This is a genomic window from Ruegeria sp. CE9 (assembly GCF_056537425.1).
This window is the reverse complement of record NZ_JBQFRO010000009.1, coordinates 76454-93047: the sequence shown is the minus strand read 5'-3', so window position 1 is coordinate 93047 and position 16594 is coordinate 76454. Positions and strand designations below refer to the sequence as shown.

At 54.9% G+C, this 16594-nt stretch carries 13 protein-coding genes and 1 pseudogene; 10 read left to right on the top strand and 4 right to left on the bottom strand.

Features of this window, described 5'->3' with window-relative positions; genetic code table 11:
• Position 1: 1 nt before the first annotated feature.
• Positions 2 to 517, bottom strand: a complete 516-nt coding sequence (locus ACR0B3_RS16630) for a GlcG/HbpS family heme-binding protein (protein WP_480810056.1) — start codon at positions 515 to 517, stop codon at positions 2 to 4.
• A 154-nt stretch (positions 518 to 671) separates the two neighbouring features.
• On the opposite strand from ACR0B3_RS16630, the gene ACR0B3_RS16625 reads away from it, so the two are divergent.
• Positions 672 to 1586: a LysR substrate-binding domain-containing protein gene (locus ACR0B3_RS16625; RefSeq protein WP_480810055.1), complete on the top strand. Its 915-nt coding sequence runs from the start codon at positions 672 to 674 to the stop codon at positions 1584 to 1586.
• Here the strand turns inward: ACR0B3_RS16625 and ACR0B3_RS16620 are convergent.
• A complete protein-coding gene (locus ACR0B3_RS16620; RefSeq protein WP_480810054.1) occupies positions 1579 to 2649 on the bottom strand; it encodes an LLM class flavin-dependent oxidoreductase in 1071 nt (356 codons plus the stop codon). The genes ACR0B3_RS16625 and ACR0B3_RS16620 overlap by 8 nt on opposite strands.
• 314 nt (positions 2650 to 2963) lie before the next feature.
• Here ACR0B3_RS16620 and ACR0B3_RS16615 point away from each other — a divergent pair, with 314 nt between their 5' ends.
• The 3 genes and pseudogenes from ACR0B3_RS16615 to ACR0B3_RS16605 all read left to right on the top strand — a co-directional run bounded on the left by ACR0B3_RS16615 (position 2964) and on the right by ACR0B3_RS16605 (position 7211).
• On the top strand, positions 2964 to 5102 hold the full coding sequence (locus tag ACR0B3_RS16615) for an FAD-binding oxidoreductase (protein ID WP_480810053.1): 2139 nt from the start codon (positions 2964 to 2966) through the stop codon (positions 5100 to 5102).
• The gene (gene glcF, locus ACR0B3_RS16610; protein ID WP_480810052.1) at positions 5093 to 6385 is read left to right on the top strand and encodes a glycolate oxidase subunit GlcF; all 1293 of its coding nucleotides are present in this window, start codon (positions 5093 to 5095) and stop codon (positions 6383 to 6385) included. The genes ACR0B3_RS16615 and glcF overlap by 10 nt, the downstream gene beginning before the upstream one ends.
• Positions 6386 to 6500: 115 nt before the next feature.
• Positions 6501 to 7211: pseudogene (locus ACR0B3_RS16605) on the top strand (IS6 family transposase).
• 275 nt (positions 7212 to 7486) lie between these two features.
• Here ACR0B3_RS16605 and ACR0B3_RS16600 read toward each other — a convergent pair.
• Together ACR0B3_RS16600 and ACR0B3_RS16595 are read right to left on the bottom strand one after the other, a co-directional pair.
• Positions 7487 to 8482, bottom strand: coding sequence for a DMT family transporter (locus ACR0B3_RS16600; protein ID WP_480810051.1), 996 nt, complete (start codon positions 8480 to 8482; stop codon positions 7487 to 7489).
• Positions 8483 to 8691: 209 nt separating this feature from the next.
• The gene (locus ACR0B3_RS16595; protein ID WP_480810050.1) at positions 8692 to 9447 is read right to left on the bottom strand and encodes a GntR family transcriptional regulator; all 756 of its coding nucleotides are present in this window, start codon (positions 9445 to 9447) and stop codon (positions 8692 to 8694) included.
• Positions 9448 to 9747: 300 nt separating this feature from the next.
• Between ACR0B3_RS16595 and ACR0B3_RS16590 the strand changes: the two genes are divergently transcribed.
• From ACR0B3_RS16590 to ACR0B3_RS16565, 6 genes are all read left to right on the top strand, one after another.
• Positions 9748 to 10797: an ADP-ribosylglycohydrolase family protein gene (locus ACR0B3_RS16590; protein ID WP_480810049.1), complete on the top strand. Its 1050-nt coding sequence runs from the start codon at positions 9748 to 9750 to the stop codon at positions 10795 to 10797.
• Entirely contained in the window at positions 10794 to 11792 is a 999-nt protein-coding gene (locus ACR0B3_RS16585) for a carbohydrate kinase family protein (RefSeq protein WP_480810048.1), read from the top strand. The genes ACR0B3_RS16590 and ACR0B3_RS16585 overlap by 4 nt, the downstream gene beginning before the upstream one ends.
• 4 nt (positions 11793 to 11796) lie before the next feature.
• The gene (locus ACR0B3_RS16580) at positions 11797 to 13293 is read left to right on the top strand and encodes an amidohydrolase family protein (RefSeq protein WP_480810047.1); all 1497 of its coding nucleotides are present in this window, start codon (positions 11797 to 11799) and stop codon (positions 13291 to 13293) included.
• A gap of 72 nt (positions 13294 to 13365) precedes the next feature.
• Positions 13366 to 14643 carry an ABC transporter substrate-binding protein gene (locus ACR0B3_RS16575; RefSeq protein WP_480810046.1) on the top strand — a complete coding sequence of 426 codons (1278 nt, stop codon included), beginning with the start codon at positions 13366 to 13368 and terminating at the stop codon, positions 14641 to 14643.
• A 102-nt stretch (positions 14644 to 14745) separates the two neighbouring features.
• Positions 14746 to 15678, top strand: a complete 933-nt coding sequence (locus tag ACR0B3_RS16570; protein ID WP_480810045.1) for a carbohydrate ABC transporter permease — start codon at positions 14746 to 14748, stop codon at positions 15676 to 15678.
• Entirely contained in the window at positions 15675 to 16562 is an 888-nt protein-coding gene (locus ACR0B3_RS16565) for a carbohydrate ABC transporter permease (protein ID WP_480810044.1), read from the top strand. The genes ACR0B3_RS16570 and ACR0B3_RS16565 overlap by 4 nt, the downstream gene beginning before the upstream one ends.
• Positions 16563 to 16594 lie beyond the last annotated feature (32 nt).

Sequence of the window (16594 nt, the reverse complement as noted above, 5' to 3'; positions counted from 1 at the left end):
GTTATTCGCCCAATACGCTGGCAACAGCACCCAGTGCTGCCTGGGCGCAAGCTTCGTCCTGATCAGCTGTCGCCCCGCTGATCCCGATGGCTCCGATATGTGCATCGCCTGCCATGATCGGGAGACCACCAGCAAACGAAATCACACCGGATACATGCGCAAGTCCTGGCAAGGCCGGCGCGTTGCCCTCAGCGCCAAAGGACAGTTCCTCGATGAAGCGAGAGGAGAATGGAAACCAGGATGACGTCTGCGCCTTTTCAAGCGCGTTGCCGACGCTGCCCAAGAAAGCGTTTTCCTGTCGGCGGAACAGCTTCAAATTCGCACCGTCATCCATGATAGCAATATTCAGAGGAGGCAGACCATTTGCCGCCTGATAAGCTTCGCACGCATCGGCCATTGCCTTGGCGACCTCAAGCGTCAGGACCGGTTTGGAGTCCAGTGTCTGAGCCGCCAATGGCCCCGTTCCGAGCAGAATGGCAACCGTACATGCCTGGATCGTCGCGTTCTTAGGTTTCATTGCTAATTCTCCCCCTTGTTGGGCACACCGCTTCGCAGTGCAGATCCAATCGGGGGATATGTTCTGCAGATCATGATCATAAAGAAAACGAATTATTCCTGATCAACCATGCGTTTATGATATGTTAATTTAGGCGATCACGGACGGAGGGGACATGGCAATCACTCAGCGGCAGATCGAAGCCTTTAGAGAAGTGTTCATCAACCGCAGCTTCACTGTGGCAGGACAAAAAATGTTCACGTCTCAGCCTGCGGTGAGCCGCCTGGTGCGCGATCTTGAAGCTGAGATAGGGTTCCAATTGTTCAGCAGGCAGGGCACACAGATTTTCCCAACCCGAGAAGCAAACACATTTTATCAAGATGTACACCGCAGCTTTGTTGGCCTGACCGAGATCATAGAATCTGCACGTGAAATCGAACGTGAGCGAAAATCCAAATTCTCAATCGCGGTGACGCTGGCGGCATCCCTGACTGTATTGCCGGAAATCACCAGTAAATTCCACCGCCGGTGGCCGAACACCAAGCTAGAAGCTTATGCGGACCTTTCTCCAAACATCATCAACGCCGTCGCGTTGGAAAAATACGAGCTTGGGCTTGCGCTCGGGCCAGTAAAGAACCCAGCCCTGAAAGAAATTGAACTACCAAATATCAACGTTATGTGTGTTCTGCCGTTCGATCACCGGCTGGCAACGAAAAGCGTGGTGTCTATCAATGATATTCGCTCTGAACCACTGGTGCTGTATGCTGGCGAATCCCGTTTTGTCAGGCGCATCAATGACATCATTCTTGGCGACGACTGCAACGTCGATGTGGTGGCTAGGGCCCCTTATGCTTCAACGCTTTGCGCGATGGTTTCCAAAGGTCTGGGCATCGCTGTGATTGATCCGCTGACTGCCCGGTTTTTCACCCGTCTCGGCCTGCATGCCAAACCAACCGAGGTCCGTGTGCCATACGAGGTTAGCATCGTGTTGCCGAATGCGGGTGCTGAGTCACGCGAACGCACATTCATTTTGGATACGATCATCGAATTCTTCGTGCTGGCCGCTGAAAATGCCGGAAAGATCAAGTGATCTTTGGCAGCACCTGCTCGGCCATCATACGCATCGAAGCGCGGCCCAATTCCGGTTCAGCCCAATCGGCACCCACATAGAGCAGCGTTCCAAACGGTCCCGTCTTCTCTCGCAGCGCATTTAGTCGATCAGCCACCTCAGAGGCATCCCCGAAAATTACCATGTCCCGGACCAACTGTTCGGCGCAGGGCTTCACGTTATCTTGATTCTCCGGACCAATCAGATGTTGCACCTTTCCCAAAGACGTGAATTTGCCAAGCAGGTTTTCGAAATACGCCAGATAGGGGCTGTTTTCGGCCAGGACATAATCGCGGGCCGCCTGTGGCGTGTCGGCGACGAAGATACTGCGCGCCACACGCCATTCGGAAATCGAAGTGCCCCGGCTTGCCCGCGCGAATCCCTGCGCAGCCATATCCCAATGCGATTTCAACCAGTCAGGATGTGTGAAATTGGCTGATATTGGCAACCAACCCAGTTCTGCAGCGGCCATGACCCCTTTCGAGTACGGTTCAAGCACGGTGGAAAAAACCGGAACTTCCGCTTGCAGGGGTTTTGGGATTGCCCCCATGCCCTGCTCCATATCAAATGTATTCCCGGTTGACACCTTCCAGAATTCCCCATCGATATTGTAGGGCGGCGGTAAACGCCAGATTTTTTGAATGATTTCAAAACACTCAAGGAACATTGCAAGGCGATCTTGCTTGTCTGTACCGAAGGCTTCTGCATCTGAGGATAACCCACCGGGGCTGATGCCAAGATTGAAACGCCCGTTCAGAAGATGATCAAGAAGGGCAATGTCAGCCGCAAGCTCAACAGGGTGATGGTTGGGAAGATTGACGGTTGCCGTACCCAACCGCATGTTGGAAGTCGCATCCGCCAACGTCGCGAGAAACACAAGCGGAGACGGAATAGTCTCGCAACAATCTGTGTAATGCGACCCACAAAAAGCTTCTGAGTATCCCAGTTGATCTGCAAGAATAAAGGCTTCGCGGTCCTCTGCAAGCGAAAGCGTCAAAGGCTTGTTGGGCGGATGCATCGGCATGGTAAAAAAACCGAGCTTCATATTCCCACTCTATCTCCGTCCCTTTTCGATCTTATAACGCACCAAACCGGGATTGGAAAACAAATGTCGTCGGGCTTTGCCATTTTGAACCATAACACGGGCGCATAGTTGATTTGAAATCTTTAGTTCTTGCCAAGAACGAACGCATGGATGCTTACAGCATCTGCTGTAAACCGGACACCGCCCCGATGTTATCAAAGTTACGTCCCAGTCGACTGTGCAGTCCGGCAAAGTTGTTAGGCGTGACGTCGATCATCAGTGATCTGGAAAGGCTCGTTCCTCGAGGCGTAAAGTCTGCAAAATTGGAAACCCGTTTGTATTCGCAACAGTATTCCAGACTTGCGAATTCTGCATCCATTGCCACGCTGCTGCCGACAACAGAAGAGGAATTGATCACCGTAATGCGCTATGCCGCAGGTGCGGGCATCTCGGTGTCGGCCCGAGGCGCCCACACCGGGCGGGTGCCTGAAAAAAGTTTGCACGACGTTGGTCTGCAAATTTGTCTGACCCGGCTTCGGTGCATCCACGATGTGGACGTACGGAAAGCGTGCGCGCAGGTAGATGCTGGCGTAACCAATACATCGGTAAGGCAAGCCGCGGAAAAAGTCGGGTTAACCTATCTTCCAGATCCCACCTCTGAACGATCCAGCACAATCGGTGGCAACATCGCGCTCAACGCTTCTGGTCCCGGCGCGTGGACGCATGGGCGAACAGGGGATTTTGTCCAGGAGATGTCGCTGGTGCTGTGGAGCGGCGAACTCGTGCGGTCGCAGGATTTTGCTGATGGTCGGGCGCTGGTACAACTCGTCACCGGGGCTCAAGGCAAAATCGGAATCGTTTCGCGTGCTAGCTTGATTTTGTCCCCGGGCCCTTCGCAAACTCTGTTACTGGTTGCGCGTTTTTGCGATTACAACGCTGGTTTGGCGTTTTCACAGCAGGTGATGAAGTTAAATTTACCGCTGACCAGCACGGAATTGTATGATGAAACTCTCACAAACCTAAGCCCGGACTTACAAATCGAAGGTGCAAAAGTCAGCTCGATTGCGATCCGGCTGGATGGCAACCGACGAGATATTCAGACAGCGTTACCGCAACTTCGCGATGCCTTGCACGCGTACGGTGCGTCCGACGTTTCATGCCAGTATGGTCCCGCCGCAGAGCGTGCAGCCCACCGATTGGCGCACCGGGTATTCGGTCTGATGACAGACAAGCCCCATTATCGCTGCGTTGATCTTGCCGCACCGCGCTCGGCATTGGGTGCAGCGGTTCAAAGGGCAAAAGCTAAAGTTCAAAGTATCGGGTTTCAAGCCGCCATTCGGTGTCGTCCAACAGACGGAGTATTTCACGTTTTCATTTGGGCAGACGACATATCCGCCTGCGCTCCGAATGCGGTGGATCGCCTTGTTGATCGACTCCGCCATGACACCGCGGCTTTGGGTGGTGCAGCCAGCAGCGAATTCGGCCTTGCGTCTCACTCTCAAGACGCGGGTTACATCACCGCTCGGGCAGTCGCTGCCGAGCTTGTTCAAGCCCAAAGTGTAACGGCGCTGCCGATGAAATCGCGTGTGCAAGACGCATCTAGCGCCCAAGTTTTCAAACCAGAGACAGACCGCGAAGTTGCCGAGATCATTAGATCTGCAAGATCCCATAGCATGCAGCTGTTTGTGATGGGTTCAGCAACCAGATCGGCATCCTACCGAGCGCTGGCGTCCAAAATCGACACTTCCAAATTTCGCGGGTTGATCCGGTTTGACCCTGAAGACGGCACAGTAACGCTCCGCGCCGGTACACAGGTTGCACGCGTGCAGGAAGACTTGTCATCGCATAACCATCGCATCGCCGGTCTTGGTCTGGAAACGGGTACAGTGGGGGGGGCGCTCTCGACCGGAGCCTTTGGTCGATCCGGTATGCGTACGCACGGTCGAAGCGCACTCTTGGGAGGGCGATTTGTAAACGGCCGCGGTGATCTTATTCGGTTTGGCGGCCCGACGCTGAAATCGGCACTCGGGTTCAACCCGGCGGGGCCGTTGATTTGCGGATGGGGAGATTTCGGTATTTTGACCGAGGTCACGCTGAAAACCGAACCTATTCCTCCTGTCAGGAAAATACTCCGCATCCAGGACCTTGCCCCAGAAAAAATCGGAGTTTTGCACATTACAGCCATGCAACTCATTGCCGTCGTGGACGTTTGGTGGAAGACGCCATCACAGTCGACCATCGACCTAAGCATCGAAGGTCATTCCGGTGCTGTCGCGGAAGCACTTGAAAAGCTGGCACCGTTTGGGCCGGTCGAGGTCGAAGCTGTTGATGTGAAAGCGGACACTTTTTCGCCCAGTCTTGCGGGTGAGACAGGTCAGGTCCTGCTCCTACGGATCAAATCGCATTATGACCCCGCGAAGATTTTCGTTAGGGGCGCCCCAATCAATAAGGACCGGACACACCCATGCATGTAAATCTTGCGGAACACTTGAAGAATGACGCCAATATCAACACAGCCAAGGATATCATCGAAAGCTGCATAAACTGCGGCTGCTGTCTCCAATCTTGCCCAACGTACGATCTGACAGGTGATGAACTTGAGGGCCCAAGAGGGCGTATCAACATTCTTAAGGATATGTTGGAGACGGGCCAGGCACCCGATGCAAAGGCGGTCGAGCATATCGACAGCTGCCTTTCGTGCCTGAGTTGCACGAGTGCCTGTCCGAGCAACGTCGATTACATGCATCTGATTGACTTTGGTCGCGCGCACATCGCCAAAAACTACACCCGTGGCAGGGTCGACGCGGCTTTGCGCAACATGCTCACAAAAAACATGGCGGAACCGGATCGCTTCTCAAGGATGATGGCACTTGGTCGGATTGGTCGTCGCTTTCATTGGGCGCTGGTAGGCGGCGGCTTTATTGCCAAGCTGCGCGCGGCGATCGACCTTGTTCCGTCTGCCAGTCCGGCGCCTGCTACGGACGCTGCCCCTGCGCCTGCGCAGCCGGCGCGAACTGTCGCGCTCTTGAAGGGTTGCGTTCAATCGGTTCTGGACTCAGAAATAAACGCTGCGGCCCAACGGCTTCTTGCGCGCGCCAACATTGCGGTTATTGAGGTACGCGGTCAAGGATGCTGCGGGGCCATCGAGTTGCACGGCGGCGAACACACCGCCGCATTGGGTCGGGCCCGCGCCAATATTGACGCGTTTTTTCCTATGCTCAAATCTGACGCGATCGACGCCATCATCCCGACAGCGACCGGCTGTGGGACGACTATGAAGGATTACGGTGAGCTGCTTGCAGGCGATGCGAACTATGCGATCAAAGCCAAGGCGTTCTCGGAATATGTGGCTGACTTGACCGAAGTTTTGGTGAGCTCCGATCTTCCCAAACTGAAGCTGAACAAGGAAATGCGTGTGGCCTACCACCCTCCTTGCTCTTTGCAGCATGGACAGAAGGTGCTAAATGAGCCGCGAAAGGTTCTGCTGAAGGCCGGGTTTCGCGTTGCCCGTGCCGAAAACGAGACTCATTGCTGTGGATCGGCCGGAACCTACAACATCCAGCAGCCGGAAAACGCACAGCACTTGGGTACGCGCAAGGCGTCACATCTGGAAGCGACCGGGGCGGATGTGATCGTGACGGGGAACATCGGGTGCATTGTCCAGATCAGAAAATATTCAGAAGTACCCGTCGTACACATTGCGAAGTTTCTGGATTGGATCTATGGCGGACCCAAACCCGGCGAGTTTCAGTCGTAGTCCCTTACAATCCCTCGAGGAAACGGGATCATTGCGAGTTCTGTTGCGGAGATCATAGCTGACTGAATGGCATTGCCAACTTGTTTGTGCGTTCTGAACTGGCTACCGCTCACGCATGAAGATACCGTGCAAAATGCCGCGCCTGAAGGACTTTCGTTTTCCGCGAGAGATCATCGCCTATGCCGTCTGGGTCTACCATTGCTTTGCGCTTAGCACTGCGGATGTTTAAGATCTACTCGCGGAACGTGGCGCGACGGTCAGCCGGGAAACGATCCGGCAATGGGTCAACCGCTTTGGCCGCCATTTCGCGAATTGCATCAGGCGAGACCGGCCAGCCGTGGCCGACAAATGGCATTTGGATGAAGTGGTCATCCCGATCAAAGGTCGAAAGCGCTGGCTCTGGCGGGCCGTGGATTCGAACGGAGATACTCTTGATATCCTTGTCCAACCACGGCGGAGCGCTAAGGCAGCCCGTCGCTTTCTGAAGCGGTTGATTTCACAATTCGGCGAACCCCGTGTTATGATCACGGATAAGTTGCGAAGCTATTTCAAGCCGATCCGCGATCTTGCGCTGGGTGCGGATCACCGAGCACACAAAGGGTTGAACAATCGGATCGAAGGATCACACAGACCGACTCGAAAGCGTGAAAAGCTCATGGGATGTTTCAAGTCGCCAAATCAAGCGCAAAGGTTCGTTGACGCTCACGACCAGATCAACAAGGTCTTTCGACCCCGCCGCTATCAACTCTCCACAGTCTCATACCGTCACGCCAGCACCGATGCTTTCAGCCTCTGGGACGGTTACGCTCTCGAAATGACTACCTGACTATGCGGACATTGCTGCCTTTTGCCGGTGCCGCTATTGCTGACGCAGAAATTGCTCGCCGGCGCGGCATAGTTCTCGCTGCAATGCAGCACATGTCGTCAAAGCGATCATTGAATGTCTGTCTGAACGGCGAAATTCAATCCACTATTTCGCCGCAATAGGGACCGACAAACGTGGAGCGGACAAACCGGTTCGTGTGGCATTTACCTAGAAGGTCAGCTGTCGGAGTGAATGATTGGTTCAAAGCCCCCGTTCAATCGTCTAGCGCGCCGAGATCATGTCTCCCTTTTCGCTTTAACTAGCCTCAATCCCAGAAGCATCAACGCTAGCGACAAAATGATGTTCAAGGATGCAGGTTCTGACAAAAATACAACCGCGATCAATACCCCTGCCAGTGTTCGAATATAACTAATTTGGTTCGCAAACACTGACCCTACTTCGCGAACAAGCCAGATCATCCCATAAGCTGCGCAGACATGCAGCAATATCGCAGCAAGGGCGGCAAAATGGGCTGGGCTCATCGGAACCCAGCCAAATGGTGCACCAGGTACTGCAAGCAAAGGGATAAGGATGATTAGCCCGGCCCAGGACATGCCACACAAGGTTACAATCGGGTCCACTCCCGGAATCCGAAACTTGTCCATACAGACCGCTACGCCAGCAAAACAAAAAACCGTCAGAAACAGTACGCACAACCAAAGCCAACTGGCCGATTGCCCAACTGCGTTCCCGGGAAAGGCAACAATCAGTATCGCGACAAAGCCAAGAGCAAGTCCCGTTAGGCGTCTGGGGTTGGGGCGATCGAGCCCAAAACAGCTGGCCAAAAGCAATGTAGTCAGTGGCACAGCGGCCAATACAATCGCGATTATGCTCACGGGCACGTGACGGGTCGTATAGTACAACAGGGGATGAGGAAGCGCTATGTTCAGCAAGCCAAGCCCCAGATAGAATAGAATGAATGGTCGCGAGACAGGAAAGCGTCTGCCCGTCGCCAAAACCAAGACGCTCGTGATTAATGCGGCAATCGCAGTCTGCCAGAAAGTAAGGCCAATTGGGTGCAAACCGCCGGCCACTGCTATTTTGCTCAGACTGGGCGTTGCGCCCCATGCGACACCGACACCCAACATGATGCTCCAGACAAGAGCCATGGAAGGCGCCGATTTCACTCTTTCGTTCAACATATCTTTTCCTTCAAAGCAGTCGCGACACTTTTCGGTCGCAAATCGGCCCTGTCGGAAAATAGCTATGTGCCTTGCAGCTAACGCGGTCATTGTGAACCAAAGACCACCCGGACTGCGCAACCGGTACCCAAAATCAGCCGATCAAGTCAAGCACATCAGAGACAGTACAAATCACACTTCGGACAATTTTTGAATTTGCAGCGTTTTGCACTTAGGGTTCGGCACCGACCAACGCCGCATGAGGTTGCGACTTGTCTGACGCATAAGCGATCGTCACAGCAATTTGCGAACGAACCAGGTCAAATGTCCGAACTTGATCCGCGGTATTCGATCGGAAATTTGAAACGGTGGCTGTATCCGGCCAGAGCGGAACGAACATATTCGATAGGTGTTTCGTCTGCGAGATACGAGGTCCAGTGAGATCGTAAAATTGGAACGCCTTGTTCGACTCCAAGAAGTTCGCCTTCTTCTTTCGTTGCTAGACTGGCAACCAAGTCGTACGACGCGGATGCCGGACCAAGCCCTAATTTCTCAAGCTCGCTATGCAAGGATCGATTCTCGAGATCCACACTAAGAATGGGCATGCACATATCTAGCGGTAAATGCGCCTCTTCAATCGCCACGGCGCGATCCTCAACGGTGCGCAGCCTTCGGACCGAGATCAATTGTGTTCCCGGCACCACCTTGAGATATTCCACATCTTCATCAGAAGCGTTGATGATTTCGCGCTGCAACAGCCGGGCCGGTCGTCCTGGCTGCTCGGGCAAAATACCGCGAGCCGAACCCAGGTTAACGACACCGGTGGGTTGTGTGGGGTGGGCGGACACGAAATAACCTTTGCCGGCTGCCGAATAAATCAGACCAGATCGTGTCAGGTCGACCAGCGCTTGACGAATAGTAGCGCGACTAACTTTGAAATGGTTCTCAATCTCGCGTTCAGATGGTAGCCGTTCACCAGGCGCATAGTTGCCTGACCGGATTTCTCTGGCAAACAGGTTTCGGATCTGAACATGCAGCGAAACCGCTCCGCCGCGTTCGAGACTATTTGTAAGCATGCATTCTCCCGAATTTTGGTGCTGTCTGGTATAAACCAGGTTTACAGATGATTCACCCCCTCTGTCCCGAAATCTTTGTTTTGGCTTGTTTCAGGAGGTCAAGGAAGCAGTCGATTGACCTGCAATAGATCATTTATAAAGCTAAGAAATATAAATAATACTGCAGTAAACAGAACGCTTGGCATCTGTAAATCATCTCAATTTACAGCCAACTGCATTTCGGTTATAACTGGTATATACAAGTTTATACAGACAGGAGTTGTCACGTTGCCGCAAGAGAATTTACCGGATAGCGAGTACTTGGATAAAATCCACGGTTGCTTGCTTGGAATCGCGATGGGTGACGCCATGGCGATGCCGGGGCTGTGGTCCCGCGAGCTCATTTTAAAGGTCCATGGCGGCGAGATTACGGACTTTACTGCCCCCTCAGGCGACGAAGAATTGGACCCGGTCCACGCGCTACTTCCCGCAGGTCAAGGCACGGACGACGCCTTTGCCTCGGTATCGATCGTTCAGCATTTGTCGCGGGAACGCGTGCTTGATCCGCATGTCATGGTTCGGGCGTATATCGAATGGATCGAGAAAACTGACAAGATTTGTGCCGATTACGGTCGGAAAAGTGGATTTGCGGGGCCAAACACACGGCCTGGCATGGAGGCAATTCAGGCTTCCGGCAAAATCCCTGAAAAAGGCGGTCAAGGCACGACCAGCGGCGCGGCAATGCGCAGTGCACCCCTTGGCTTCCTGTATCCAGGCGACATTGCGCGCACAGTCGACGCAGTCGAAATCAGTTGTAAGCCTACGCACAATACCGGCGTCGCTATCGCCGCCGCCTCTGCGGTGGCCTGCGCCGTCTCGGCGATCGCTGCAGGCGAAACGGATTATGCCACAATTCTGGATGCAGCTGTAGAAGGCGCCGAACGTGGTATTTCGCGAGGCTGCCACTATCATAACGTGCCTTCTGTGGCACGGCGTATCCGATTTGCCCAGGACATCGTGTCGAAGGGCGATTTTCACACGGTTCAACCCGACCTTTACGATCTGGTCGGAACCAGCATGGAATCGCATGAGGTGGTGCCTTCCGCGCTCGCCCTTTTGACACTGGCGAAGGGAGAATTGCGCCCAGCCATTTTGTACGCTGCAAACACCGGCGGTGATTGCGACACGATGGGTGCGATTGCCGGGGGTATCGCCGGGGCAATGGCCGGTCGTTCGGGGATAGCAGATGCGGACAGCGACCTAATCGAGCGGGTGAACGGGTTCGATCTTGCGACAGTTTCACAGGATTATCTCGATGCGATCAACGCCGTTTGGGGGCGCTCATCGTCACACGCAGCGGCGGGCGCATGAACGGGCCGCAGATCGTAGTCGCGGGCGGCACAATGCTCCTCGACTTTTCGATCTGCCTGCAGAAGCTGCCTGTTCTGGGCAGCACAGTTCTCGAATCTGGCGTGACGCGTCAGCTAGAGCAGCCCTTTTTCGGCGGAAATTCCAGCAATGTCGCCGTCGCAGCAGCCCGGGCCGGGGCGGCGGTTTCGCTGATTGCCGTCATGTCCGACGACAAAGAGGGCGCCGATTACCGGACTCAACTCGAGCAACTCGGCATCGGGACGAACACGCTCATACTCGCCACAGGCCAGAAAACCCCGCACTGCTACATGTTTTACGACGGCGCGGGCGAAAAGCACGGGTATATGGATCCCATTTGGGATGACTCTATGGGCTCCCATGTGCCGGTTCCGGCACTCTTCGACACCTCGATCATCGATGAAGCGGAACTGGTTGTGTTGGTTGGCGGTGGCATGTCTGACCCAATGAGGAAGGTACTCCACACGGTCGCAGACCATGCCCGCGCAAAGGGCAGTCGCGTCTTCATCAGCCTTACCGGGGTCGGCGACGAGATCGACTTTGATCTTATCCGCAAGTGTTCGGTCTTTTTCTGCAACTCCCACGAGGCCGGTGTCATATCTCAGCGCCTGGATCTGCAGGCGGCAGGGGATCTCGCAGAAAAACTGGACCTTTGCCTGTTTGTGACAAATGGGGCCGAGGGCGCCACGATCTATGCGCCTGGTACCGGCCCTGTTCATGTTCCGGCGTCCATTCCTGCGAAGATTGTTGACCCGACCGGCGCGGGCGACGCTTTTGCAGGCGTCGCCTCAGTTGCCTTGGCATCCGGTCACATCAATGCCGAAGCGGCGCGCGCAGGCGCGGTTGTATCCAGCTTTGTAATCGAAGAGCGCGGCGCGCAGAGCCGGTTCCCACTAAGCGACGAATTCACATCACGCCATCTCGCTTCATACGGCGAGAAAGCACCAAACCTGAAATTAACAAATGCAAGAGGCTAGCAATATGGTTGAGGCTGCCCCCTCGATACTCGTCAAAAACGCACTCATCCTGACACAGGACAAAGAAAAAACCGTGATCGAAGGCGGCGACCTGCTTGTGGTGGACGGTAAGATTGCAGGGATTGGCCCAACCGGCACAGTCGAAGGCAGTGACAAGGCCGAAAAGGTGATCGACGGCAGCCGTCGTTTGGTCATGCCGGGTTTGATCAACGCGCACAGCCATTCGCAATCCGCGTTGACCAAACTGGCCGAGTCGCGGGATCATACCAACGTCATTACAGCGCTGTGGTACGGGTTTGCGCATGGCCTGAACCGTGACAACCGCGACATTTACATCAGTGCAATGCTGACTGGGATTCAGACACTGCGCACTGGTTCAACAAGCATCATTGACCAGTTCTGGTTTGGCGGAGGCCCTCCCACCGACGCGATCAACAGCGCCGCGCAGGCGTATGCCGACCTTGGGATGCGCGCGAACATCTGCCACGATTTCGTCGACCGAAAATATTCTTCTATGCTACCAAGCCATTTGGGCGATGTGCCGGAACTCGCCACCAAAGTCGCGACAAACTTCGATTCACCGCCGATTGAAACTCAGATTTCTTCATACAAAGAAATTTCATCCAGCTGGCGCCAGCGCGGAGACCGGATCAAGATCACGCCTGGTGCCGGAACCGCGAGCCGATGCACTGACGATACGCTTCTGACGTTGCTCGAACTAGCCGAAGAAGGCGATACCGTCGTTAACATGCATTTGCTGGAGCATCTCAAAGAGCGTGAAAGCGCCTTGAAACTTTGGGGCAAGGATGAACTTCGCCATCTTGACGAGATCGGCTTCCTGTCCCCCCGGACACTTTTCGGTCACGCAATCTGGTCAACCTATGAAGAAGTTGATCTCATGGCTGAACGCGGTGTGTCGGTTACTCACAATCCCGAACTCAACATGCGTCTGGGCGGTGGTCTCGCGCCGATACGATACATGCTTGACGCTGGATTGAATGTCGGATTGGGCACTGACAGCTCTACCGACCAATCGATCTTTGGCTCAATGCGGCTGGCCTCCGTGATCCACCGCATTGGAAACCCAAACCCGCAGAGTTGGGTTTATGCCGACGAGACGCTGGAAATGGCGACAAACGGTGGCGCAAAGGCACTCGCCCTTGGCGACCGCATCGGATCGCTGGAAGTTGGCAAACAAGCCGATTTCATTTGTCTCGATCTACATTCGCCATGGCTTGTCCCGATGACAGACATTGTCACGCGACTGGCATACTTCGAAAGTGGCCGCGGCGTGGACATCGCCGTCGTGGACGGGCGGGTCATCATTGAAGATGGCCGCATCACGACGATCGACGAGGATGCCATCATCGAAGAGGCGATCGAACGTGGCGAGGCGCTCCACGCGAGAAATCACGATCTCTACGAGATGGCAGGTCAGATGAAAAAACTGCTCGATCCCGAAGTGCTGGCCATCGCGTCATCACACGAATTCAAAAGATAATAATAAATGAAAACGGCCATGCCTTCTTGGGCATTGCCATCAAAAGGAATCCAACAGAACAGGAGGTACATTATGAAACACTTACTCTCACGGCTGGCTTTGGCGGCGATGATGTCGGGCCCGGCAGGGCTGATTGCGACTGCAAACACTGCGTGGGCTGAGGTCACGCTTGAAGTGACCAACTGGCACACCACCGAGGACCAGTTTGGTGCACCATTCCGCGAAATGGTTGCGGCTTTTGAAGCCGAGAACCCGGATATCAAGATCAAGCTCGTGGATCTGCCATGGTTCGGAACGCCCGAGAACCTAACCATTCGTGTCGCTGGCGGCGACGCACCGGATATCGCGCTTCTCAGCGAGTTCTGGGTGCCAGCGTTTGCCGCAATGGGGGCGCTTGAACCCGTTGGGCCGCTTCTGCCGCAGGAGACCGTCGACAACTTGTCCTGGGCGCAATCGGCACTTGTCGATCCTTTCATGTACAATGGTGAAATGGTAGCTGCGCCCTGGTACGTCTTTGGTTTCAGCCTTATTTATAACAAGCAGGTCCTGACCGACGCTGGGTTTGACGGTCCGCCGGCAACGTTCGAAGAATTCGAACAGCAGATCGCCGCAATTGCTGATCTTGATGGCGACATCAAGGGACTTGGCGCAGACTTTACGAACGGCGCAGGTGCAGGACAGCAGTTCTATGGCTGGCTCCGGGCCTATGGTGGCGAAGTGTTCGATGCCGAAGGTAACGTTGCGTTTGACGGACCCGAGGGCGTGGCCGCTTTGACCGCGATGGCTGAGTTGCATAGAGAACACCCCGACGCCTTTACCTACGGTATCAACACCTACGCGGCGCGTGAGGTGTTTGCCAACGGCAATGCCGGTTTCATCGGTGAGGCTGCCTGGATCCGTTCCATTCTGCGCGACCTGTCCGGCAAGGGTGAAGCGTTTGATGACGAATGGGGCATTGCAGCTTGGCCGGCCGGCGCAAACGGTCTGTCAATTCCAACTGTGTCGAGCCATGTTTGGGCGATCTTCAAGCAAAGTGAGCATCCCGAAGAAGCGGCGACCTTCATCAACTATCTGATGTCGAACGCCGAACACCAGGAAACCTGGGCGGAAGTTTTTGGATCTACTCCGGTTTTCCAAGACCAGCACGATTTCCCGATCTTCCAGGAAGACCCTTACTTTGCGCCATTCCTCGCGGCGATCGAGAACGGACGTCTGAATCCGCTGCACCCGCAGGAATCCGTTGTGGCAAGCACCATTGCTGGCGCGGTTCAGGATGTTCTGTCGGGGGGTGATCCGGAAACGGCGCTGAAGCAGGCGGGAGATACGTCGCGCCGCATTCTCGGGCAATAAGCGAAACATACCCTGCCAACCAGCAGCTTCTTGTGGTTGCTGGTTGGCGAAGTGGCCCAGACGATCGACCGTCCGCCAATTCCCATTTGACCGGAGCCCATCGTGGAAACCGCACAGAACACGCACGAAATATCGCGCCCTGTTTGGAAGAAGCGCAAGACCCTGCTGAGCGATAAGTTGTTTGGCATGGTACTTGTTTTGCCAGCAGTAATCCTGCTCTTGCTCATCGTCGTCTATCCAGTCCTACAAGCTGTCTGGCTTAGCCTACATGACGTCCAGCTCACGCGGCCGAATGGCGAGCCCTGGGTCGGGCTCGAAAATTATCGAAGACTGGTATTCGACGAGCCGGAGTTCTTGCAGGTCTGGCAAAACACCTTGATTTTTGTCGCTGCCACCACTGCCGGATCCTTTACAACCGGCTTTGCCATGGCATTGGCCCTGCGCGGTGTCCGGCGCGCAAAGGCGGCTCTGAGGACACTGTTCCTGCTGCCCTTTGTCATGCCAACCATTGTGTTGTCGCTCGTTTGGCTGTGGATGTTCAACAGCTCGTTCGGCGTGATGAATTACATGCTCGATGCGGTCGGGCTCATCGACGGGTTCAAGCCGTGGTTTTCGCTTGGAACGACGGCATTTGTCCCCGTCGCGCTGCTCCTGATCTGGAAAGGCGGCGCTTTCCAGATGATCATGCTGACCGCCGGCCTAAGCCGCGTTTCCCAGAGCTTGCACGAGGCGGCCAAGGTGGACGGAGCCAATGCGGTACGCCGGTTCTGGCATGTGACTCTGCCGTCAATGCGCCCGATGATCGTAACTCTGTTGCTGCTTTCATTCATGTTTACCATGCAGCAATTCACGCCCCTTTGGTTGCTGACCCAAGGCGGCCCGGGCCACGACACGACGACAACCGCAGTGTGGGTGTATCGAATCGCCTTCCAGAGATTTGACTTTGGTTTGGCCGCTGCTTTGGGAACGATCTGGATGGCTCTCCTGATAGTGCTGACGTTGGTCGCGATCAAAGCCGGAGGCAAGAACGAATGAGTAAGGGGATCGTAGAAGGGCGCTATACAGAGCCGCCCGCGCCAGATCGCGAAAAAAAGGGTGTGGTCTTCTCGCGTTGGACCGTGATCGTCCTGGCGAGTATTGTAACACTCTTTCCATTGTTATGGATGCTGTCGACCTCGCTCAAGGTGCCGGGCAATCTCACGCAGTTGCCACCACAGTGGATCCCGAATCCGTCCACTTTTGATAACTACGTCCGCGCCATGACCGTGGAAATGCCCTTCTTCCGCTTGCTTTGGAACAGCACGGTCGTGGCTTTTGGCGTGGCGATTTTGTCGACAATCCTCGGAACGCTCGCGGCCTATGGGTTTTCACGCTATCTCAAGTCAGCCGGAAACCGGTTGTTGCTGGTCCTTTTGCTGGCAGGGCAGATGTTTCCGGGCGTGATGCTTGCCATTCCGTCCTTTGTGCTGCTCAAAGATCTTGGTCTGTTGAATACACGTCTCGCTCTGATCCTCGCGAATACAAGCTTGGCGCTGCCGTTCACGATTTACATGCTGAAAGGTTTTTTCGACACTCTTCCCGAGAGCCTCGAGAAAGCCGCCATGGTCGATGGCTGCACGCGGTTTCAGGCGTTCTACAAGATTGCCGTGCCTCTGACGGCACCGGGGATCGTAGCAACCGCTTTCATGGCGTTTGTCACTGCCTGGGATGATTATGTGCTCGCGCTTACTCTGGTAACCTCCGAAGAAAAGAGAACGCTGCCTGTTGGCATCGTCGGCGCCTTCGTGGGCGAACTCGGAATAAAATGGGGAGAGATGATGGCAGCTTCGCTCTTAGTGAGCCTGCCAGTTATCGTTGTCTTCCTACTGGTTCAGCGAAGCCTCATCGAAGGCCTGACCGCAGGTGCGATCAAGGGATAAACAGCGCATTGGCGCAGAGAAAGGAGACTTGG